This window comes from Streptomyces sp. enrichment culture, assembly GCF_964272855.1.
In the GTDB taxonomy this organism is placed as follows: domain Bacteria; phylum Actinomycetota; class Actinomycetes; order Streptomycetales; family Streptomycetaceae; genus Streptomyces.
Map to the genome: position 1 here is coordinate 7,875,330 of NZ_OZ186847.1, position 20,939 is coordinate 7,896,268.

Below are 20,939 nucleotides of genomic sequence, written 5' to 3' on the forward strand. Positions count from 1 at the left end.
GGGTGACGGCCCTCAGCCGCCCGTCGTGACCGTGCGCTCCGCCGAGAAGCCGCCCCAGGTGCCGTCCGGCAGCTTGGCGCGGATCCGCACCCGGTGCCGTACGCCGTCCTCCCGGCCCACGTAGAAGCTGTACGACGCCTTCCCGCGCGGCGCGGTCCCGCCCCAGACGAGGGAGGTCGCCGGCCGCCCGTCGAGCTGGATCTCGTACTCCGTGATCTCCCCGTCGGCGCGGGGCGGCACCCAGGACAGGTCGAGGTAGTGGGCGCCCGCCTCGCTGCGGGCGGCGGCCCGGAACCCGGTGGGCGCGGTGCCGCGTCCGTCGTCGTCGCCGGGCGCGGTGGTGAGCCGGACGACGGTGCTCGCCGGGGAGACGTTGTCCGCCGCGTCCCGGGCCCGGACGGTGAAGGAGTACCGGGTGCCGGGCCGAAGCCCCGTGACGACCGTCGCCGTCTGTGTCCCGCCCACACTGTGGATCTTCGTGCCGCCCTGGTGGATGTCGTACGACACCACACTCCGGTCGTCCGTCGCCGCCTCCCAGCGCAGCTGCACGGCCCGGCTTCCCGTCGTCCGCCCCCGCACCCCGTCCGGCCGGGAGGGCGCGGAGCGGTCCGCCGCCACGGCGGCGGGGGTGGTGGCCCGGACCTCCCGGCTGGGCGGCCCGAGCCGACCGTCCGCGTCGCGGGCGCGCACGGTGAAGACGTAGGCGGTGGACGGACGCAGCCGGGTGACGTCCACCATGTGCTCGGAGCCCGGCACGTCCTTGATTTTGGTGGGGCCGCGATACACCTCGTAGCCGCTCACCCCGGCCTCCGCGGACACCGCGTTCCACATCACGTGCACGCTGGTCGCGCTGCCCGCCGCCGCGGTGACCCCGGTCGGCGCGCCGGGCGCCGCGCCGGTCTCGCCGCCGTCGCCGCCCCAGCCGCAGGACACCGCCAGGGTCAGGGTGCCGCACACCAGGAGCGCGGGCACGGGAACGCGTCGCACGACTCGGCCTCCCGGGGCGGGACGACGGAATGGTCCGGACCAATATGGCGCCGCTGACGCGGCCACATCAAGAGGGTGTGTTGGTGACGCCTCCGCCGATATGCGTATGCTGAACGCTCCCGCAGGCGAACTCGCCACCAGGACAGGGGAGTTCACGTCCGCGGCGCGGACCGCTGTCGTCGCTGATCCCGCGCTCCGGTTGCGGGCGGCCGGGCGGCCCGAGCCGACACAGGCTCAGGCCCCCGGTCCCCATGAGACGTCTCGAGGGCCGTGCGCCGTCCGGCCCCCTCCGGCTGGCCACCGCATCACCGGGGGCGCAGATTGGGCTGAGTATCCATGAGCCCCCGACGAGAGGGTCCCCGATCGTGCCTGTCCGAATAATCACCCTTGCCGCGGCGAGCGCCGCCCTGCTCGTCCCGGCGGTGCTCGCCGGCGCCGTCGCCCCGGCCCGCCCCCTGATGGCGCCGGTCGCCCACAGTGAGGGAACGGTCCGCGCCGCCGACTTGCTGGACCGGGCGCGAGACTGCACCCGCGTCTCCCGCGGCCACTACCGCAGCGACGAGGGACAGCCCGCCGACATCCCGGTCTGCGGCACCCCCGAGGCCGTCTACTGGACGGCGGACATGGACATCGACTGCGACGGCCGCCCCGGCCACCTCTGCAACGCCCTCACCGACCCGCACTTCTCGCCCACCACGGCCCAGACCGAGTCCGACGGCCGCTACCTGAGCGCCGAGGAGCTGCCCTACATCGTCGTCCCCGCCCCCAGCGACATCTGGGACTACCGGGACCACGGGGTACGCGGCGGCTCGGTCGCGGCCGTCATACACGACGACCGGGTCCAGTACGCGGTCGTGGGCGACACCGGCCCGAGCCACATCATCGGCGAGGCGTCGTACGCCACCGCCGAAGGCCTCGGCATCTCACCCGACCCGCAGAGCGGCGGAACGGACTCCGGTGTCACCTACATCGTCTTCAGGGACTCCCAGGTCTCACCCATCGAGAGCCACGCCGCGGCGGTGGCGGAGGGGGAGCGGCTGGCGCGGCGCTTTGTCGAAGGAACCGGGGGGACTGAGGAGCGCGACGGGAGCGAGGAGAGCGAGGGGGCGTCATGGCGGGGTGACCCGGTCCCTGAGAGCTGGTGATACGGCCGCCGTGACCGCCGTGTCCATCGCTTCGGGGAGAATGCCGGAGATCGATCGCCGGTGCCGGCGGAAGAGATGACCGCAGCAGGCGGACGCAGTGGCCGACCGCCCCTGACCGAGGAGCGCAAGGCGGAGATCCGGCTGGAGATCGCCCGCGTCGCGGTCGACCTGTTCGTCCGTCAGGGCGTCGCCGAGACCACGGGCGAGCAGATCGGACAGGCGGCCGGCGTCTCGGCGCGCACGGTCTGGCGGTACTTCCCGAGCAAGGAGAGCTGCGTCCGGCCGCTGTTCACCGCCGGGATCGACGTGATCGCCCGGTGCCTGCGGGAATGGCGGCCCGGCCAGGACCTCGAGGCCGCCCTCGACCGGGCCTTCACCCCCGGCCCGCGCCGGACGGCCGGACCGGAGAGCGCCACCTTCGGCGCGCTCGTACGCCTCACCCGCGCCGAACCCGGACTGCGCGCGGTCTGGCTGCAGACCTAAGACGAGGCGGAACCGGCGTTCGCCCACGCCCTCGCCGAACGCGCCGGACTCCCGCCCGACGACCTGCGGCCCACCCTCCAGGCGGCCATGTTCAACGCCGCCCTGCGCGCGGCCGTCGAACACCAGGCCTGGAGCACCGCTGACGCCGCCGACGCCGCCCACGATGCCGGTACGTCGGAGGCGGAACAGGCGAAGGCGATGCGCTCGGCGCTGGTGGTGGCGGGGGAGGGAGTGCGGTGACAGGCGAGGGATGTGGCGGGCGGACTCACACCTTCCGGTAGTCGTACGCCTCCCGTGCCGCCGAGACCACCGCGTCCAGGTCCGCTCCGGTGGCGGCCGTGACCACGGCGGCTACGGCGCCCTCCACGAACGGGGCGTCCACCAGACGGGCCCCGGCGGGCAGTTCGTCGCCCTCGGCGAGCAGCGCCTTCACGGTGAGGACGGCGCTGCCGAGATCGGTGAGCACGGCGACACCGGCCCCCCGGTCCACGGAGGCGGCCGCCGCGGCGATCAACTCGGCACTGGTGCCCAGCTCCCCGCCCTCCGTGCCGCCCGCCGGCGCCACGGGCACCTCCGCACCTCCGCCCGCCAGCCCCCGCGCGAGGTCCGCGACCGACGAGGCGACCTGCGCGCTGTGCGACACCAGCACGATCCCCACGAGCTTCCCGGCCGTCGTGTCACTCACCGGCGGCCTCCGCGAGCCCCGCGACCAGCAGCGCCGACGAGGTGGCGCCCGGATCCTGGTGACCGATGCTCCGCTCACCGAGGTAGCTCGCCCGCCCCTTGCGGGCCTGCAACGGCGTCGTCGCGATCGCGCCCTGCTCGGCGGCGGCCCGCGCCGCGCCGAAACCGTCACCGAGCGCGTCCACCGCCGGCACCAGGGCGTCGATCATGGTCTTGTCGCCGGGCGCGGCACCGCCCAGCGCCATCACCGCGTCCACCCCCTCCCGCAGCGCCCGCGCCAACTCCTCCTCTCCCACCTCACCGGCGTCACCCAGTGCCTTGCCGGTGCGCCGCAGCAGGGTGCCGTACAGCGGCCCGGACGCGCCGCCGACCGTCGAGATGAGCTGCCGCCCGGACAGGATCAGCACGGCCCCCGGCGTCGCGGGAGCCTCCTTCTCCACCGCCGCGGTCACGGCGGCGAACCCACGCTGCATGTTGCTGCCGTGGTCGGCGTCCCCGATGGGCGAGTCGAGGGCCGTGAGCCGTTCCGCCTCGCGGTCCACGGACGCGGCGGTCGCCGTCATCCAACGGCGGAAGAAATCGGCGTCGAGCACTGGATCTCCTTGCGTGAGAGGTGGGTGGATCACGTCGGCCGCGTCGGCCGCCAGGTCACATGCCCCAGCGCAGCCCCGGCGTGCGCACCGGCGCGTCCCACAGCCGCAGCAGCTCCTCGTCGATCTGGCACAGGGTGACCGATGCACCCGCCATGTCGAGGGAGGTCACATAGTTCCCGACGAGGGTGCGGGCGACGGCGACCCCACGCTGGGCGAGCACCCGCTGCACCTCGGCGTTGAACCCGTACAGCTCCAGCAGCGGCGTCGCCCCCATGCCGTTGACCAGGACCAGGACCGGACTGCGCGGGTGGAGGTCCTCCAGCACGGCGTTCACCGCGAAGTCGGCGATCTCGCCCGACGTCATCATCGCCCGCCGCTCACGGCCCGGCTCGCCGTGGATGCCGATGCCCAACTCCAGCTCGCCCGGAGGAAGATCGAAGGTGGGGCTGCCCTTGGCGGGCGTGGTGCAGGCGCTCAGCGCCACGCCGAAGCTGCGCGCGTTCTCGTTGACCTGCCGGGCGATCGCCTCGACCCGCTCCAACGGCTGCCCCTCGTCGGCGGCGGCCCCCGCGATCTTCTCCACGAACAGCGTGGCACCGGTGCCGCGCCGCCCGGCGGTGTACAGACTGTCGGTGACGGCCACGTCGTCGTTGACCAGCACCTTGGCGACCTGGATGCCCTCGTCCTCGGCGAGCTCCGCCGCCATGTCGAAGTTCAGCACGTCACCGGTGTAGTTCTTGACGATGAACAGCACCCCCGCCCCGCTGTCCACGGCCGCCGCCGCCCGCACCATCTGATCGGGCACCGGCGAGGTGAACACCTCTCCCGGACAGGCCGCCGACAGCATCCCGGGCCCGACGAACCCGCCGTGCAACGGCTCATGCCCCGACCCGCCACCGGAGACGAGCCCGACCTTCCCCTCGACGGGCGCGTCCCGCCGCACGATCACCCGGTTCTCCACATCCACGATCAACTCGGGATGCGCGGCCGCCATACCCCGCAGCGCGTCCGCGACGACGGTTTCCGGGACGTTGATCAGCATCCTCATGGGTACCTCCTGAAGAGACTAGCAGGCAGGCCCTGGACCTGCGTTTTCCCAGGTCAGAGCAGATAAGGTCAGTTTTCGATCTTGGCGGTTCGTGGCGGTCCGGGGCGGGTTCTGACGGTACTGATGCTGACCCGATGCTGACTTCGGTGACGGCCCGTCAGGTCCGGCGGGTGATCGGTTGTGGGACGACTGCGGCTCCTGTTGACGGCAGTATCGGCCTTACGGCAGCGAAGGTCACGCTGCTGGTGCCCCGCGCGGCGACGGAAGGTCGATCAACAGCACTCATGCCACTGACCCCAAGGGGCCCGCGCGGCATCGAGCCGCCGGGCCCCGAGGCAGGCGGCGCTGATCTCGTGGAGCCCCTATAAGCCGACGAGTGCTGTTTCTGAGTCTCGCCGAGGAGGCAGAATGGATCTGCCCGACCGGACTTCCCGAATCCAGCAACGGGGCCCGTTGCGATGGTTCGCCGGAGTCCCCTGTCTGGTGGCCGCAATGGTAGTGGCTGTGGTGTTCACCGCTTCGTGGCCGAACCTGCCAGATCCGATGGCCGTGCACTTCGACGAAAGGGGAGACGTCAACCGCTCCGCATCCCCTGTGGAAATCCCGCTATCGCCCGCTGACGAGCCATGCCGGCGTCCACCACTGTCATCAGGCGACCCCCGGGCGCTCCTGCCGGCAGTCCCTGACGACGTCCCCAGGCTTCCGGCCGGACGTTCCCGGCCCGGCCAGCCGCGGGGGCGGCCTCATTTCGTGCTGTGTTCGATGCGCGCGACCAGAAGGCCGACGAGGGCCGCCCAAGGCAGACTTGCCGGGCCGGAGATCGCCCAGCCGAGAACGGCAAACACTGTCAGCGCGGTCAGGCCGGTCGCGAGCGCTCGGACGTCGCGGAGGAACGCCCACTCGCGGCGGGCGGAGCCCGGGGCCTTGAGCTCTGCTACGGCGGTGCGGATGACCAGGAGTACGAGCACGACGCTGACGGCGAGGGCTGCCGGGCCGATGTCCTCCGCGGTCATCGGGTGGTGTCGACCTGGTAGATGTCGGGGATGCCGTCGGCGTCCTCGTCGCGTTCCTCCTCCTCGTACAGGCGCTTGTAGACGCGGTTGCGGCGGCGCAGGAGGACGGAGGCGAGCAGGGCGGCGGTGAGGGAACCGAGCAGGACCGCGGCCTTGACGTGCTCGGCATGGACGGGGTCGGTGAAGGACAGCTCGCCGACGAGCAGGGCCACGGTGAAGCCGATGCCCGCGAGGACGGCGAGCCCCAGGACGTCGGCCCAGGCGAGGTTGGGGTTGAGGCTGGCGCGGGTGAAGCGGACGGCCGCGTAGGTGCCCAGGAAGATGCCGAGGGTCTTGCCGACGACCAGGCCGACGACGACGGCGATCGGCTCGGGCTCGGTGAAGACCTTGATCAGGGCGTCCCCGGACACGGCGACGCCGGCGGCGAAGAGGGCGAAGAGGGGGACGGCGACGCCTGCCGAGAAGGGGTGGAGAAGGTGCGAGACCCGGGCGGCCGGGGACTGCTCCTCGCCCGTCTCGCGGGTGGTGCGCAGGATCAGCCCCATGGCGACGCCCGCGACGGTGGCGTGGACGCCGGAGTTGTACATCAACGCCCAGATGGCGATGCCCAGGGGCACGTACCACCACCAGCCGCGTACCCCGAAGCGCTGGAGGACGTAGAAGAGGGCCAGGCCGGCGAACGCCCCTGCCAGGGCCCAGAAGTTGAGGTCGCTGGTGAAGAAGAGCGCGATGATGACGATGGCGCCGAGGTCGTCGACGACGGCGAGGGTGAGCAGGAACGCCCGCAGCGCGGCCGGGAGATGGGTGCTGACGACCGCGAGGACCGCGAGCGCGAAGGCGATGTCGGTGGCCATGGGGACCGCCCAGCCGCCGAGGCTTCCGCCACCCGTGGCGGCGGTGAGGGTGTAGAGGGCGGCCGGTACGGCCATGCCGCACAGCGCGGCGATCACGGGGAGAGCGGCCGTGGCGGGGGTGCGCAGTTCGCCGACGACGAGTTCGCGTTTCAGCTCGATGCCGGCGACGAGGAAGAAGACGGCGAGGAGACCGTCCGCGGTCCAGTGTTCGACGGACAGGTCCAGGCCGAGGGCGGGTATGCCGAAGTGGAAGTCGCGCAGGGACTCGTACGCCGCGTTCCACGGGCTGTTCGCCCACACGAGGGCGATGACGGCCGCCGCGAGCAGAACCAGTCCGCCGACCGTCTCCGTACGCAGGGCCTCGCCGACGGCCTGCCGTTCGGGCCAGGGAAGCAATCCGAAGACGATCTTGCGCGGGCGTGCCTGCGTCATGGGGAGAAACCCTCCGGGGCATGTCGGCGGCGGGCACACAGGCCCTCGGACGCCGACCAGACTTCCCGGCACACCAGCATCGTCTTGATGCGTTCTTTACACCCTATCGGGTGACCGGGGGTCTAGCCAGAACGCCTCTCACCTGCTGGGACAGGCGAGTGGGCCTGCCCCCACCAAGGCGCGAGGTGGGGGCAGGCCCACTCGAGGAGCCGGGCCGCCGGGGGGACGGTCAGACGGTGGTCTTCACCGGCTCCTGGTCGGTGTCCTCGTCCGTGTCGAGGCCGGCGTCGCGCCGCTTGACGAAGGCGAGGAAGGAGTTCAGCTCTCGCTTGACGACCGGCGCGAGCAGGTAGAGGCCGATGATGTTGATGACGGCGAGCATGAAGAGCACCGCGTCGGCCATGTCGATCAGCGTCTGGAGCGTGAGCAGCGAGCCGGCCACCGCGAAGACGGTGTAGAGGACCTTGAAGGTCAGCTCGCTGGCGCGGCTGCGGCCGAACAGGTGCGTCCACGCCTTCATGCAGTAGTAGCCCCAGGTCAGCACGGTGGAGATCGCGAACAGCATGACCGCGAGGGTCAGGATGTACGGGAACCAGGGCATGACGGTGCCGAAGGCGTCCGAGGTGATGGTGACACCGCCGATGGACTCGCCCGCCCGGGCCTCGGCCCAGCTGGCCGGGTTGGCGATGACGATGGTCAGGGCGGTCATGGTGCAGATGACGACCGTGTCGATGAACGGCTCGAGCAGCGCCACCAGGCCCTCGCTCGCGGGGTGCTTGGTCTTCACTGCGGAGTGCGCGATGGGGGCCGATCCGAGACCGGCCTCGTTGGAGAACGCGGCCCGCTTGAAGCCGATGATCAGCGCGCCGAGGACACCGCCGGCGACGCCCTGCGGGTTGAACGCGCCTTCGACGATGGAGGAGATCGCGGAGGGGACGGCGGAGGCGTTGACGGCGATCACGACGAGGCAGGCGGCGATGTAGATGCCGGCCATGGCGGGCACCAGCTTGCTGGTGACGGACGCGATCGAGCGGATGCCGCCGAGGAGGACGATGCCGACGAGCGCCGCGATGAGGATGCCGAAGAGCAGGGCACCGGCGGAGGAGCCCAGGGCGCCGCTCTCGCCGCCGGTCACGGAGACCAGCTGTGCGTAGGACTGGTTGACCTGGAAGAGGTTGCCGCCGAACAGGCCGAAGAACAGCACGAAGAAGGAGGCGAGGACCGCGAGGACCTTGCCGAGGGTCTTGCCGTTCTTGCCGAAGCGGTCGGCCAGGCCCTTGGGCAGGTAGTGCATGGGTCCGCCGGAGACGGTGCCGTCGGCGTGGACCTCGCGGTACTTCACACCGAGGGTGACCTCGACGAACTTGGTGGCCATGCCAAGCAGGCCGCAGAGAATCATCCAGAACGTGGCGCCGGGCCCGCCGATGGAGACCGCGACGGCCACACCGGCGATGTTGCCGAGGCCCACGGTGCCGGAGACGGCGGCGGTGAGGGCCTGGAAGTGGTTGACCTCGCCGGCCGAGCCCTTCTCGTCGTACTTGCCGCGTACGACATCGACGGCGAGCTTGAACTTGCGCAGCTGGACGAAGCCGAACCAGCCGGTGAAGACGATGCCGGCCACGACGAGCCAGGCGACGATCAGGGGGAGCTCGGTGCCGGCGACGGGCACGGAGTAGAAGACGACCTCGCCGAGCCAGGTGGCTATGGGCTCGAAGAATCCGCTGACTGCCTTGTCGACGGACTGGGTGAAGGCATCGAGTGACACGGGTGGGTACCTCGTAGCGCGTGGCCGGCGCACAGGGAGACTGCGCCGGAGAGGGGGACGGGCTGTGAGCGAACGCCGTTGTCCGATCGGCGACCGAAAACAATGCTGTCCGCGGACTCGGACAGTGATCGTCAGGTCTGGCATGCCGGGATGGGCCGGCCGGTCCGCAGGGCGGCGAGGGGTTGCCACCTGCGAAGTTGCGTATTGGTACCACAGCACCCACCCCCCGAGGGGTGATGCATGTCACGCTGCGGACGGTAATGTTCCGAAAGTCCAGCATCCGTGACGCGACCGTTATCCGGACACCTGAGTCCGTTTATTGTGCATGTATCTACGGACGGGGGAAGCGATGACGTGGCTCGCGACACTCGTGGGCGCCCTTCTCGTTCTGGGCGCCCTCCGGGATGTGTTTCACACGCTCTGGCACCCCACCCGGCATGGCGGGCTGAGCCGACTGGTGATGACCTGCGTCTGGCGGCTCTCTCCCCACCTCGCACTGCGACGCCGGCCCGCAGGCTTGACCGGGCCGCTGGGCATGGTCGCCGTCGTGGCCGTGTGGGCCTCCGCCATGGCAGCGGGCTGGGCACTCATCTACTGGCCGCACATGCCGGAGCACTTCTCGTACGCCACTGAGTTGTCCCCCGGCGAGCACGCCGGCCCGCTCGACGCGCTCTACGTATCCCTGGTCATGCTGGGCACGCTCGGTCTCGGCGACATCGCCCCGACGGCCGGCTGGCTGCGGGTCCTCGCCCCTGTCGAGGCCCTGTCCGGGTTCGCCCTGCTGTCGGCGACCGTGGCGTGGATCCTCGGCATCTATCCGGCCCTGGCCAGGCGCCGGGCACTTGCTCTGCGCCTGTCCCACCTGCGCCGCAGTGATGTCCCGGCGTCGTCGCTCGACTCGGACGGGGGCGCCGCGCTGCTGGACGGCCTCGCCACCGCGGTGTCCGTGGTGTCGGTCGACTTCATGCAGTACCCGGAGTCGTACTACTTCTATGACGTCGACGACCACACCTCCCTGCCGCTCCAGCTCGACCACGCGGTCTCCCTGGGGCAACAGGCCGCCGCCGCTGCCCACCCGGACGTCCGCCTGGCGGGTTCCCTTCTGCGTACGGCCCTCGACGACCTCGCCCTGATCCTCGACGACCGTTTCCTGCACACCGAGGGAAGCGCAGGCCAAGTCATCACCGCGTACGCGGCGGACCACGGTCACGGCACGAGACCGGCTCGGTCGTGAGAGGCGGCTCGGTGGTCCCGGTCAGAGGTCCTGGCCCTCGGGCGCGGGGTCGGGCGGGCGCACGGTGGGCAGGGGGTGCCGGCCGAGGAGCTCGGCCAGTCCCTGCCGGGTGGCGGCCAGTACGACCCGGTCCTCGCCGCGCAGTACATAGCCCGGGTGCAGGTCCCAGATGAGCCCGGTCGGCCGCTCCGTGCCGTCGTGCGACGGGGTGGCGGCCAGGTCGGGCAGGCGATGGTCGGGTTCGGCGGTGTCCAGCGCGAGCACGCGCCAGGCACCGGGCCGGAACGACTCGGCGATCGTGCGTCCCTCGAGCTGGGGATGCCCGGCGACGTTCAGGGCCGCGAAGAGCAGGACGCGGCGTTCGACCGGGATGGCGCCGAGGATCTGGCGGCCCATCATGGCTCCGGCGAAGGCCGGTGCCGACAGGGTCGAGACGCTGCGGCTGCGGGTCAGCGCCTGGGGGTACGCGGCGCGCAGGGTGCGGTAGACGGCCGCGGCGAAGTCGTCGTCGTACAGGCGCAACGCCACCCGCAGGTCCGGCTTGACCGAGCGGGCGTACAGGGCCGCCTCCAGGTTGGTGGTGTCGTTGCTGGTCAGGGCCAGCAGGGCGTGCGCGCGATCCACGGCGGCGGCTTCCAGGACGCCTTCCTGGGTGACGTCGCCGACGACGGTAGGGATGCGCAGGCGGCGGGCTAGGGGTATGCCGCGCGCCTCGGGGTCCTCCTCCACGCACACCACGGGGATGCCGAGTTCGTCGAGGCGGGCCAGCACGCGGGTGCCCACCTTGCCGAGGCCCAGCAGGACGACGTGGCCGGACAGGCCGCGGGGTGGGCGGCGCAGCGCGGAGGCGGTGCGGAAGGTGCCGAGCGCCTCCAGAACGGCCGCGAAGAGCACGGGCAGCAGGAGGAAGCCGGCCAGTGCGGAGAGGAGCTGGAGTACCTGGCGGGCAGGGGTCTCGCCGAGCGCGGGGTCGTTGAGGGCGAAGAGGTCGAGCAGGACGACGTATCCGGCGTGCAGGGGATGGTCGCCGGTCGTCAGACGGCTCGCGACCGCCAGGCCCAATACGCAGGTCACGAGTCCGGTCAGCGACCAGCGCAGTCGGCGGGAGAAGAGCGAGCCCAGCGGGACTCCACGGCCCGCGAGCCGCCGCCGTGGGGGAGAGGATCCGGTGTGCGTGACCGTCTCCAGGACCACAGTGCCACGCCCCGTGACCGCGGCTACCGCGGCGTCGTCGGGGAGCAGCGTCGGCCCTTCCCAGCCGCTCGTGTCCGAACCTTCCGTCCCCGCCGGGTCGCTGGTGGTCGACGACAGCAGCGCGAGCGTGCACAGGCCGGGGTCCGGGACCTGACCGGGTCCGGCCGGCGCGCGTTCCACGGCGCGCAGCAGCAGCCCGTCGGCCTGGACGACCTTGCTGGTGCCGGCGACGGCGGTGGCCGCGAGCGCGGGGGCGGCGGTGTCCGCGTCCGACAGGACCGTGGTGGAGGTGTCGAGGGCATGTGGGTCCAGTCCGGGCACGGCGAGCACGGCCGCCTGGTCGAGGAGCTCTTCCAGATGTTGGCCGAGCTTGCGGTTGTAGAGCCGGATCACCAGCCGCAGCCGGGGGTTGAGGCGCCGGGCCGCGAGCGCGGCGTGAATGTTGGTCTCATCGTCGTCATGGACGAGCGCCAGCGCCGCGGCCTCCCGTGTGCCCGCCTCGACGAGGGCGGCCTCGTCGAGAACGGGCGCCTGGATCACGCGCGGACCGTGCGTGTTACCGCCACCACGGCGCATCGCGGCCTGCACCCGCCCGTACAGCGCCGAAGTGGACGCCGTCGGGGCGCTCCGAGGCGCGCCCGGTACGACGAGCGTGACGCGCTCCCGGTAGACGGAGGCGAGTTCGGCGGCCAGCCGCTCGGCGAGCGCGTCGTCACCGCAGACGATCATGTGCCCCGGCCGGACGACCGGCCGAGCGGGCTGAGGAAGTAGGGCCATGCTGTACGGCACCTCCGACTCGGACGGAGGAGAGGGCAGAGTCAGGTGGTGATAGTCGCTCAAGTACCTACGCGCTCAGGCACCTTGGCGGTACCGGACACCTCATCCACTCCGGCGATGTCCTCCACGTGGAACATGCGGGCGATCGGCACATCGGTGGAGCTGTGGGCGACGATCGAGAAGGCGATGCACACGGCGATGAGCGTGAACGCCTCCTCCCCCTGCGGAATCCCCGCCTGGAGCACCAGCAGCCCGTACACCACGGAGGCGAAGCCCTTCGGCCCGAACCAGGCCGCGACCAGCTTCTCCTGCGGCGTGAAGCGGGTGCCGAGCAGGGACAGCAGCAGCGAGGCCGGCCGGATCAGCACGATCGCGAGCACGACGGCGACGTAGCCGCCGAAGGACAGGTCACCGAACAGCTGTGGGGTCAGCAGCGCACCGAACACCAGCAGCGCCGCGAACTTGGCCAGCTCCGCCAGCGCCTCACCCAGCGGCTCGAACGCCTCCTTCGCCTCCAGCGAGCGCGCGGTGAGCACCGCTCCCGCCGAGAAAGCCGCGAGATAGGGGTTGGCGTGCGTGAGGTGGCACAGCGCGTAAAGGATCACACCGATCGCCAGCGGCAGCAGCGGCTGCAGCTTGGGCTCGACACCCAGCAGCCGGAACCGCACCAGCTCGATCACCACGAACGGGGTGACGACGCCGAAGACCAGGCCGAGCATCAGCTCGAGCGCGATCCTCCCGAAGCCGGCCTCGGCATGCCCGGAGGTCGGCCCGGCCGCGGCGATGAGGATGAGCACCACCGGCAGGGCCAGCCCGTCGTTGATGCCGCTCTCCACATTCAGCAACTGCCGCAGCTTCGAGGGCACTTCCTTGCGCCCGACGATCGCCGAGGCGAACACCGGGTCGGTGGGCGCCAGCACGGCACCGACGAGGAAGGACGTCGTCCAGTCCAGGCCCACCAGGAAGTGCGTGATCAGCGCCATCCCGACGAACGCCAGCGGCATCCCCAGCCCGAGCGCACGGGCCGGGTTGCGCCAGTTGGCGCGCAGCTTGGGGAAGGAGACGTGCATGCCGTCCGTGAACAGCACCGCGAACAGGGCCAGGTCGGCCGTGACGGACACGATCTCGCTGTCCGGCGTGATGTGGATCAGCCCCAGGAACCCGTCGCTGACCAGTGCCCCTCCGACGAGGAAGAGGAAGGAAGTGGACAACACGGTTCGGGCGGCGAGCCCGGACAGCAGCACCGCGATGAGCAGTGCCGCACCGAAGACCATGACGAGCACCATGACCTGTATCCCCGATCGACGAAGAGAGCTGTCTCCATATCGCCGACCAGGCTTCCCGGCACACCGCTGGGAACCTTACACGTTCTTGACGCGACACTGACAGGTCCTTGGCGGGCACGCTGGAGCGTCTGACGTTGCCGGGGCCCGGCAACGCGCGATCTGCGAGTTGGTTCCGGATCGTTGACCAAATAGGAAGTCGGCAGACGCGTTCTCGGTCAGCTGAGCTCTGCGAATGCCTCCACCGCCTGGGTCTTGCCGGTGACGATGATGACGTCGCCCTTCTGCACGATGGTTTCCGCGGTGGCGTAGGTGAAGTCCTCGCCAGGGCGCTTGATGCCGACGACGGTGACGCCGTACTTGCTGCGCACCTGGCTCTCGGACAGCGGAATGCCGGTGGCGATGGCGGGGGCGACGGTCTTGATCAGGGCGTAGTCGTCGTCGAACTGGATGAAGTCGAGCATCCGTCCGGTGACCAGGTGGGCGACGCGTTCGCCCATCTCATGTTCGGGCAGCACAACGTGGTGGACGCCGAGGCGCTCCAGGATCTGGCCGTGCTGGCGGCTGACGGCCTTGGCCCAGATGTTGGGCACCCCGGCTTCCAGAAGGTTGGTGCTGACGAGGATGGACGCCTCGATATGGGAGCCGATGGCGACGACAGCGCTGGTGAACTCGTTGACGCCGAGCTGGCGCAGGGCCTCGGGGTCGGTGGAGTCGGCGACCGCGGCATGGGTGAGTTCGTCGCTGTACTTCTGGACCAGACGGGCGTCGGTGTCGATGCCGAGGACGTCCCAGCCGCGTCGCATCAGTTCGCTCGCCAGGGAGGAGCCGAAGCGGCCCAGGCCGATGACGGCGACGCGCTGGTCGGCGCCTGTCCGGGCGTAGGTACCGGCGAGCCTCTTGCGGCGCCTGTGGCGCAGGGAGTGCAGGAAGTTAACCAATGACGGGTCGCTCCTCGGGCAGGTCGTATCGGCGGGTGCGCTCGCGCAGGGCGAGGGCGGAGACGAGTGTGATGGGACCGAGGCGACCGACGAACATCAGCATGATCAGCAGCAGCTGCCCGGGCGCCGGGACATCGGCGGTGATGCCGGTGGACAGACCCACGGTGCCGAAGGCCGAGACCACTTCGAAGAGGACTGGCTCCAAGGGCTCGTCCATGAGGGTGAGCAGGACCAGAGTGGAGACGATCACCAGGCCCACGCCCAGGAGTGCCACGGTCAGCGCCTGGCGGAGGGTGTGCGGGGCGAGCCTGCGACCGAGCACGGTGGAGTTGGGCTCACCGCGGACCTCGGCGATGATCGCGACCAGCAGCACCGCGAAGGTGGTCACCTTGATGCCGCCCGCGGTACCGGCGCTGCCGCCTCCGATGAGCATCAGGACGCAGGTCATCAGCAGCGTCGAGGCGTGCATCGCGCCGATGTCGACTGCGTTGAAACCGGCGGTACGGGACATCGCGGAGTAGAAGAAGCCATTGAGCAACTTGTCAGCCGTCGAATGCGGACCCAGGGTGCCAGGGTTGGTCCATTCCAGCGCGCAGGTCAGCACAGCCCCGCCGATGAGGAGGACGGCGGTGGTGATCAGGGTCAGCCTGGTGTGCAGGGTCCAGTTGCGGCGTCCGGTCGTGCGGCGGCGACGGCGCAGGAGTTCCAGCAGGACCGGGAAGCCGATGCCGCCCAGGATCACGGCGGCCGCGACCGGCACAGTGATCCAGACGTCCTCGGCGTACCGGGTGAGGCTGTCCGAGTGCAGCCCGAACCCGGCGTTGTTGAAGGCCGACACGGCATGGAAGAAGCCCAGGTAGGCGGCACTGCCGATGCCCTCGCCGTACCCGTAGCGCAACCGCAGCGCGAGAACGGCCCCGACCGTGAGCTCCACGACCAGCGTGGTGCCGGCGACGCCGAGCAGCACACGGCGTACGTCACCGATACCCAGGCTCTTGGTCTCGGCCTGCGCGTGCAACTGCAGCCGCAGCCGCAGCCGGCCCGACACCAGCAGCGCCAGCAGCGAGGCCATGGTCATGATGCCGAAGCCGCCGACCTGGATCAGCGCGAGGATGACGCCCTCACCGAATCCACTCCAGTGCGTCCCGGTGTCCACCACGGCCAGCCCCGTCACGCACACGGCCGACGTGGACGTGAACAGCGCGGTGACGAAGTTCGTCGCGGACCCGCCCTCGGCAGCGAACGGGAGCGTCAGCAGGAGCGCCCCCAGCAAGATCACGAGGGCGAACGCCATGACACCGACACGAGCGGGATGCGCGGCCAGCAGCGACGTCCGCCGTCTTGCCCATGGCACCAGTCCCGCCAACACTGCCACTCCTAGCCGCCCGAGCCCGTGCCCCCTGGCACTGCGCGTCAAGCCTTCGTCAAGATCCCAGCGGCACACCGTACCTGCGGAAACGGGCCGGACACAGGACCTGGCCGTCAGGAAGGCGTCAAGGGATCGTCAATGCGCGCCGCAGTCCTGCTTGCTGCCCGGGAGTGTGATGACGTAGGCGCAGGACTGTCCAGAACCCACGTCGGGCCGGTGGAGCAACACTCTCGAAGGAGTCGTCACCGAGCCACGGCGCTTCCCGGCTGGGTACGACGCCTAGCGCTCGTCGCGCGGGCCGTCGAACGGTGCTTCGCCTTCATACACATCGAGGGTTCGTTCCAGGCCCGGCTGTCGGAGAGCACCAAGGGGCTGGGAGCCCACATGCGTGGCGATCACCCGCGTGTCGTGGGCCCTGGCCACCCGCAGCATCATGACGAACGCCGTGCCGCCGGCGCTGCTGACGTGCGTCACGTCCGCCAGGTCGATCTCCAGGACCTGGGCCCGCGATTCAGTCGCCTTCTGAAGCTGTCTGCCGATGCGCTCGGCGTTCACTCCCGTGATCTCACCTTGGGCTCCAGAACATGGTCGGTCGTCTGCCGACCAGCCTTCCCGGCGCACCTGCCCACCAGCCTGGATCCCCGACTGCTTCCTCGCCCCACCGAAGACGCCCTGTCACACATCGTTGTTGGGCCAGCCGAGCAGGCGGGCGCCGATCACGGCCGTCTGCAGGGTGTACCGGTGGACGGGGTCGGAGGGGTCGGCGCCGGTCAGCTTGTGGATGCGTTCCAGGCGGTAGGTGAAGGCCCGCACGCTCAGGCTGAGGCGCCGTGCCGCTTCGGCGGCGACGCAGCCGGAGTCGAAGTACGCCGTCAGTGTCTCGAGCAGTGGACGGGCGCCGCCACGTGCCTCCTTGAGCGGGCCGAGGGTGTTGTGCACGAGGTCGGCCATGGCCTGCCGGTCGCGGCTCAGGACGGGGTAGACGAGGAGGTCGGCCGCGCGCAGCACCGGCTCTGGGAGCTGGAGCCGTTCGGCGAGGTCGAGGGCGTTGAGGGCCTCTTCGTAGGAGTGGACGACTCCGCCGGCGCCGGGGTGGGGGCGTCCGATGGCGACGCGGCCGCCGTCGGTGGCCGCGTACGCCTGTTTGGCGAAGAACAACAGCACGTCGTCCTGGTCACCGGGCGCGACACAGACCAGTCGGCCGTCCTTGGTGGTGAGCAGGATGTGCCGCTCGCCGAACCGGGCGACCACGGCGCTGCCCACCTGCCGGGCGGCGGGGTCGGCGTCCTCCACCGGCTTGTCGCCCTCGGCGACGGCGACGGCGTGGGCGCGGGAGAGCAGCAGGCCGAAGCGCTCGGCACGTTCGGCGAGACGGCCCAGGTCGCTGCGGCCATAGAGGAGATCGTCGATGAACTCCCGGCGTGCGGCTTCCTCCTGGCGTACGGCGAGAAACTGCGCGCGTTCGTGTCCCTCGGCGAAGGCGTCGATGGCCTGTTCGACGGCGGCGAGTACGTGACGTCCGGAGGCGGATGAGAGCGTGGGCCAGGTGTCGCGGGCGACGGACATGTGGCGGCGTACGAGAGCACGCAGTCCGAACCCGGCCTCCGCGGCGAGCTCGCCGCGGGCCCTCAGGGATTCCAGCTCCTCCCGGGTGAGACGACGGCCCGTCGCACACACCTCGCTCAGCATCCGGGCGTATCCCTCCAGATACTCGTCGGGTATCTCCCGCCCTGCCACCCGTCCTCCAGTGTCCTTGACGTCGCGCCGACGCTTTCTTGTCGGCGCCGGACAAGACTGGCAGATCGCGGGTGCCCAGGGGAGGCCGGTGTCGCCCCAGGTGTCCTGCTGTGCGCCGCCGTCGCGCAGCGGACGGGGGTCAGGCCGCTCTATGCAGGTCAGCGGGTCTTCCCGCCCCACCGGGAGTCGGTCTTTCGCCAGTCCTCTTCCCACTGCCGCATGCGACGGTCGTCGAAGAGCCGGCGGGTAACCGGCACGCCTGCGAGCACGATCGAGCCCGCGCCGGTGCCGATGAGGACGCCCGTGGCCGTTGCCTGGACAAGGGCGGCTGACGGGGACAGCGGCCGGACCGTGACCAGCCCCTTCTCGTTCGCCCAGACCGTGAGCCGCGCGCCGGCCTCCGTGCCGGGTGCGACCCTCGCCCGGCCGGTGGCGGATGAGCCGTCGGGGCCGGTCCAGCGCACCTCGGCCGACACAGGCACGTTCCCTGATCGGCTACCGGTCCGGGCTTTCGCGTCGTTCACGAGGACTGCGGGAACCCTCCGCAACTGGGCTCGCTGCTGTTCCAGGTGGTCTGCTGAGGAGACCCCGGCCAGCAGACCGACCAGCACACCGGCGGCCACAGGACGAGCACCAGCCACGCCTCGACGACGTCGATGCGCCGCCTGAGCGGGCTGCGGCGCCAGCGCCACCGCACCGTGCCACGAGGTGCCCTCGCCATCGATCCGCACCCCTTCCGTCGAGAGACCGACGGCTTCCACTTCCAGTGTGCTGGGATGCCCGTCCCTGGCGTCCGGTGCGTACCGAGGGTGTGCAGGGCCGCCTGCCTGGTGAAGGCCGTGGCGAGAGGGGACCGCCCCTGTGCGGCACAGCGACTGACTCTCCCCTGGGGAGTGTTCCGGCATTAAGGAGGCGTAAAGATTGCCGGAACGCGGCAATGCGCAACGAGGCATGCCCACTTCAGGATGGGAACGGCAGAAACACGGGGAGTGGTCCCGGTGCCGCGGCCTGGCAACGGGTGCGGACGCCGGGACCGGTACGACCGGATGGGGGTGAGGACATGGCGCAGGCCGAGGACGCCGCCTCACCGTTGCCCGCCGCCCTCATCGAGCCGGTGCCCGCGGGCGTTCACGCCGATACGGCGAGCAGCGCGCCGTACGACCCCGGCAGTCCCCGCGCCCGCGGCTGAGCCGCTGCCGGCCCGGCGTCACGACTGACGCATCCGCCCGCGGTCGAGCGGGCCGTCCCGCCTCGACGCCGAGGCGCCAACTCTTCGCAGAACCAGAGGATTTGCCATGGATTCCAGCACCGCGGGCATCGGTGTGCTCGTTTGTCTTCTTCTCGCAGCCCTTGTGCTGTTCGTCGTCGCGCGGCTGTTCCGCAAGGTGGAGCAGGGCAAGGCGCTGATCGTGTCCAAGATGCGCAAGGTCGATGTGACCTTCACCGGGCAGGTCGTACTGCCCGTGCTGCACAAGGCCGAGGTGATGGACATCTCGGTGAAGACCATCGAGATCACCCGCGCGGGTAAGGAAGGGCTGATCTGCAGGGACAACATCCGCGCGGACATCCGTATCTCGTTCTTCGTCAAGGTCAACAAAACCGTCGAGGACGTCATCAAGGTCGCGCAGGCGGTCGGCACCGCGCGGGCCAGCGACCGGAACACGCTCCAGGAGCTGTTCCACGCGAAGTTCTCCGAGGCGCTGAAGACCGTCGGCAAGCAGATGGACTTCACCGACCTGTACACCAAGCGCGAGGAGCTGCGATACCGGATCATCGAGGTCATCGGCGTCGACCTCAACGGGTACCACCTGGAGGACGCCGCGATCGACTACCTGGAGCAGACGCCGATCACCCAGCTCGACCCGGCCAACGTCCTCGACGCCCAGGGCATCCGCAAGATCACCGAACTCACGGCCGTGGAGCACGTACGCACCAACGAGGCCCAGCGCGGCGAGGAGAAGGAGATCACCCGGCAGAACGTCGACGCCCGCGAGGCGATCCTGGAGCTGGAGCGCCGGCAGGCGGACGCCGAGATCAAGCAGCGGCGGGAGATCGAGACCGTACGGGCGCGCGAGGAGGCCGAGACCGCGCGGGTGGTGGAGGAGGAGCGGCTGCGGGCGCAGTCCGCCTTCCTCAAGACCGAGGAGCAGCTCGGTGTGCAGCGCGAGAACCAGGCCCGCGAGGTCGCCGTCGCGCAGAAGAACCGCGAGCGGGTCATCGCCATCGAGAACGAGCGCATAGAGAAGGACCGCCTCCTGGAGGTCATCGCGCGTGAGCGGGAGACCGAGCTGACGAAGATCGCTGCCTCCAAGGAGGTCGAGGCGGAGAAGCGGGAGATCGCCGAGGTCGTCCGCGAGCGGGTCGCCGTGGACCGTACCGTCGCCGAGCAGGAGGAGTCCATCAAGAAGCTGCGGGCCGTGGAGGAGGCGGAGCGGCAGCGCCAGGCCGTGATCATCGCCGCCGAGGCGGAGGCACAGGAGCGGCTGGTCAAGGACATCAAGGCCGCCGAGGCCGCCGAGCAGGCCGCCGTGCACCGCGCCGCCGAGGAACTCACCCTCGCCGAAGCCCGGTTGAAGAGCGCCGACCTCGACGCGCAGGCCAAGCTCCGGCTCGCCGAGGGCATCCAGGCCGAGGCCGCCGCCGAAGGGCTCGCCGCGGTCCAGGTCCGCGACAAGGATGCGGAGGTCATCGAGAAGGCCGGTCGCGCGGAGGCCGAGGCAACCCAGGCGCGCATGCTGGCGGAGGCTGAGGGCGCCAAGGCCAAGGCGCTCGCGGAGGCTGAGGCCATCGGGCAGAAGCTCAAGGCGGAGGCCGCCGGTCTCACCGAGAAGGCTGCGGCGATGACCGCGCTGGACGAGGCGTCCCGCACGCACGAGGAGTACCGGCTGCGCCTGGAGGCCGAGAAGGACATCCGGCTCGCGGGGCTGGACGTGCAGCGGCAGGTCGCCGAGGCACAGGCCACCGTACTCGCCACCGGGCTGGAGAACGCCGACATCAACATCGTCGGCGGGGACTCCGTCTTCTTCGACCGGCTGGTCGGGGCGATCGCGCTCGGCAAGGGCGTCGACGGCTTCGTCCAGCACTCCGAGACCGCGCAGGCACTGGCGAAGCCCTGGCTGGACGGGACGTCGAGCTTCGCGGACGACCTGACCCGGATGCTCGGCTCGGTCTCCACCGGCGACGTGCAGAACCTGACCGTTTCCGCGCTGCTGATGAAGTTGATGAACGGTGGCGGCAGCAACACCGGTCAGCTGAGACAACTGATGGAGAAGGCAGCCGAGTTGGGCCTCGCAGACACACCGCTGACCGCCCTGAACGGCCACGCCAAGGGCTGACCGGCCACGGCCCGGAGCTGCCGCACAGGGGACGGCAGCTCCGGACCGTTCCTTCCGACGTGATG

At 70.6% G+C, this 20,939-nt stretch carries 18 protein-coding genes and 2 pseudogenes; 6 read left to right on the forward strand and 14 right to left on the reverse strand.

Going from position 1 to position 20,939, the window contains the following annotated elements:
* Window positions 1-12: 12 nt before the first annotated feature.
* Window positions 13-987 (reverse strand): fibronectin type III domain-containing protein, encoded by a 975-nt coding sequence (locus ACSU6L_RS35105; RefSeq protein ID WP_437063502.1) that lies wholly within the window; start codon window positions 985-987, stop codon window positions 13-15.
* Window positions 988-1,352: 365 nt separating this feature from the next.
* On the opposite strand from ACSU6L_RS35105, the gene ACSU6L_RS35110 reads away from it, so the two are divergent.
* Window positions 1,353-2,132 (forward strand): glycoside hydrolase family 75 protein, encoded by a 780-nt coding sequence (locus tag ACSU6L_RS35110; protein ID WP_437063503.1) that lies wholly within the window; start codon window positions 1,353-1,355, stop codon window positions 2,130-2,132.
* Window positions 2,133-2,207: 75 nt separating this feature from the next.
* A pseudogene (locus tag ACSU6L_RS35115) lies at window positions 2,208-2,855 on the forward strand (TetR/AcrR family transcriptional regulator).
* Between the two features lie 25 nt (window positions 2,856-2,880).
* Here ACSU6L_RS35115 and ACSU6L_RS35120 read toward each other — a convergent pair.
* Genes ACSU6L_RS35120 through dhaK form a run of 3 tightly spaced genes read right to left on the reverse strand, consistent with a single transcriptional unit; the run spans window position 2,881 to window position 4,940 of the window.
* Complete coding sequence (locus ACSU6L_RS35120; protein ID WP_437063505.1) at window positions 2,881-3,300, reverse strand: PTS-dependent dihydroxyacetone kinase phosphotransferase subunit DhaM; 420 nt, start codon at window positions 3,298-3,300, stop codon at window positions 2,881-2,883.
* On the reverse strand, window positions 3,293-3,892 hold the full coding sequence (gene dhaL, locus ACSU6L_RS35125) for a dihydroxyacetone kinase subunit DhaL (RefSeq protein ID WP_437063507.1): 600 nt from the start codon (window positions 3,890-3,892) through the stop codon (window positions 3,293-3,295). The genes ACSU6L_RS35120 and dhaL overlap by 8 nt, the downstream gene beginning before the upstream one ends.
* Window positions 3,893-3,947: 55 nt before the next feature.
* Entirely contained in the window at window positions 3,948-4,940 is a 993-nt protein-coding gene (dhaK, locus tag ACSU6L_RS35130; protein WP_437063509.1) for a dihydroxyacetone kinase subunit DhaK, read from the reverse strand.
* A 492-nt stretch (window positions 4,941-5,432) separates the two neighbouring features.
* Here dhaK and ACSU6L_RS35135 point away from each other — a divergent pair.
* Window positions 5,433-5,531 (forward strand): annotated as a pseudogene (locus ACSU6L_RS35135) (DUF1648 domain-containing protein); the annotation flags it as partial.
* 152 nt (window positions 5,532-5,683) lie between these two features.
* On the opposite strand, the gene ACSU6L_RS35140 reads toward ACSU6L_RS35135, so the two are convergent.
* From ACSU6L_RS35140 to ACSU6L_RS35150, 3 genes are all read right to left on the reverse strand, one after another.
* On the reverse strand, window positions 5,684-5,953 hold the full coding sequence (locus tag ACSU6L_RS35140) for a hypothetical protein (RefSeq protein ID WP_437065250.1): 270 nt from the start codon (window positions 5,951-5,953) through the stop codon (window positions 5,684-5,686).
* Window positions 5,950-7,239, reverse strand: coding sequence for a Na+/H+ antiporter NhaA (nhaA, locus tag ACSU6L_RS35145; RefSeq protein ID WP_437063511.1), 1,290 nt, complete (start codon window positions 7,237-7,239; stop codon window positions 5,950-5,952). The genes ACSU6L_RS35140 and nhaA overlap by 4 nt, the downstream gene beginning before the upstream one ends.
* A gap of 229 nt (window positions 7,240-7,468) precedes the next feature.
* On the reverse strand, window positions 7,469-9,004 hold the full coding sequence (locus tag ACSU6L_RS35150) for an alanine/glycine:cation symporter family protein (RefSeq protein WP_437063513.1): 1,536 nt from the start codon (window positions 9,002-9,004) through the stop codon (window positions 7,469-7,471).
* A gap of 547 nt (window positions 9,005-9,551) precedes the next feature.
* On the opposite strand from ACSU6L_RS35150, the gene ACSU6L_RS35155 reads away from it, so the two are divergent.
* Window positions 9,552-10,238 carry a potassium channel family protein gene (locus ACSU6L_RS35155; protein WP_437063515.1) on the forward strand — a complete coding sequence of 229 codons (687 nt, stop codon included), beginning with the start codon at window positions 9,552-9,554 and terminating at the stop codon, window positions 10,236-10,238.
* Window positions 10,239-10,259: 21 nt separating this feature from the next.
* Here ACSU6L_RS35155 and ACSU6L_RS35160 read toward each other — a convergent pair whose 3' ends face one another.
* The 7 genes from ACSU6L_RS35160 to ACSU6L_RS35190 form a co-directional block, all read right to left on the reverse strand.
* Window positions 10,260-12,209: an NAD-binding protein gene (locus tag ACSU6L_RS35160; protein ID WP_437063517.1), complete on the reverse strand. Its 1,950-nt coding sequence runs from the start codon at window positions 12,207-12,209 to the stop codon at window positions 10,260-10,262.
* Window positions 12,210-12,268: 59 nt separating this feature from the next.
* The gene (locus ACSU6L_RS35165) at window positions 12,269-13,495 is read right to left on the reverse strand and encodes a cation:proton antiporter (protein ID WP_437063519.1); all 1,227 of its coding nucleotides are present in this window, start codon (window positions 13,493-13,495) and stop codon (window positions 12,269-12,271) included.
* A 215-nt stretch (window positions 13,496-13,710) separates the two neighbouring features.
* Complete coding sequence (locus tag ACSU6L_RS35170; RefSeq protein WP_437063521.1) at window positions 13,711-14,433, reverse strand: potassium channel family protein; 723 nt, start codon at window positions 14,431-14,433, stop codon at window positions 13,711-13,713.
* Window positions 14,426-15,808: a TrkH family potassium uptake protein gene (locus tag ACSU6L_RS35175; protein WP_437063523.1), complete on the reverse strand. Its 1,383-nt coding sequence runs from the start codon at window positions 15,806-15,808 to the stop codon at window positions 14,426-14,428. The genes ACSU6L_RS35170 and ACSU6L_RS35175 overlap by 8 nt, the downstream gene beginning before the upstream one ends.
* 273 nt (window positions 15,809-16,081) lie before the next feature.
* Window positions 16,082-16,423: an STAS domain-containing protein gene (locus tag ACSU6L_RS35180; RefSeq protein WP_437063525.1), complete on the reverse strand. Its 342-nt coding sequence runs from the start codon at window positions 16,421-16,423 to the stop codon at window positions 16,082-16,084.
* A 54-nt stretch (window positions 16,424-16,477) separates the two neighbouring features.
* Window positions 16,478-17,491, reverse strand: a complete 1,014-nt coding sequence (locus ACSU6L_RS35185) for a PucR family transcriptional regulator (protein WP_437065155.1) — start codon at window positions 17,489-17,491, stop codon at window positions 16,478-16,480.
* Window positions 17,492-17,697: 206 nt separating this feature from the next.
* Window positions 17,698-18,300: an Rv1733c family protein gene (locus tag ACSU6L_RS35190; protein ID WP_437063527.1), complete on the reverse strand. Its 603-nt coding sequence runs from the start codon at window positions 18,298-18,300 to the stop codon at window positions 17,698-17,700.
* Between the two features lie 299 nt (window positions 18,301-18,599).
* Between ACSU6L_RS35190 and ACSU6L_RS35195 the strand changes: the two genes are divergently transcribed.
* Both ACSU6L_RS35195 and ACSU6L_RS35200 read left to right on the forward strand, forming a co-directional pair.
* Window positions 18,600-18,728 carry a hypothetical protein gene (locus ACSU6L_RS35195; protein WP_437063529.1) on the forward strand — a complete coding sequence of 43 codons (129 nt, stop codon included), beginning with the start codon at window positions 18,600-18,602 and terminating at the stop codon, window positions 18,726-18,728.
* 106 nt (window positions 18,729-18,834) lie between these two features.
* A complete protein-coding gene (locus tag ACSU6L_RS35200; RefSeq protein WP_437063530.1) occupies window positions 18,835-20,874 on the forward strand; it encodes an SPFH domain-containing protein in 2,040 nt (679 codons plus the stop codon).
* Window positions 20,875-20,939: the final 65 nt, after the last annotated feature.

Excerpts from the sequence above, each read along its gene's own strand:
- ACSU6L_RS35200 (WP_437063530.1), top strand. The coding sequence starts at position 18,835 with ATGGATTCCAGCACCGCGGGCATCGGTGTGCTCGTTTGTCTTCTTCTC.
- ACSU6L_RS35140 (WP_437065250.1), bottom strand. The coding sequence starts at position 5,953 with ATGACCGCGGAGGACATCGGCCCGGCAGCCCTCGCCGTCAGCGTCGTG.
- ACSU6L_RS35160 (WP_437063517.1), bottom strand. The coding sequence starts at position 12,209 with ATGGCCCTACTTCCTCAGCCCGCTCGGCCGGTCGTCCGGCCGGGGCAC.
- ACSU6L_RS35195 (WP_437063529.1), top strand. The coding sequence starts at position 18,600 with ATGGCGCAGGCCGAGGACGCCGCCTCACCGTTGCCCGCCGCCCTCATC.
- dhaK (WP_437063509.1), bottom strand. The coding sequence starts at position 4,940 with ATGAGGATGCTGATCAACGTCCCGGAAACCGTCGTCGCGGACGCGCTG.
- ACSU6L_RS35165 (WP_437063519.1), bottom strand. The coding sequence starts at position 13,495 with ATGGTGCTCGTCATGGTCTTCGGTGCGGCACTGCTCATCGCGGTGCTG.
- nhaA (WP_437063511.1), bottom strand. The coding sequence starts at position 7,239 with ATGACGCAGGCACGCCCGCGCAAGATCGTCTTCGGATTGCTTCCCTGG.
- ACSU6L_RS35185 (WP_437065155.1), bottom strand. The coding sequence starts at position 17,491 with ATGCTGAGCGAGGTGTGTGCGACGGGCCGTCGTCTCACCCGGGAGGAG.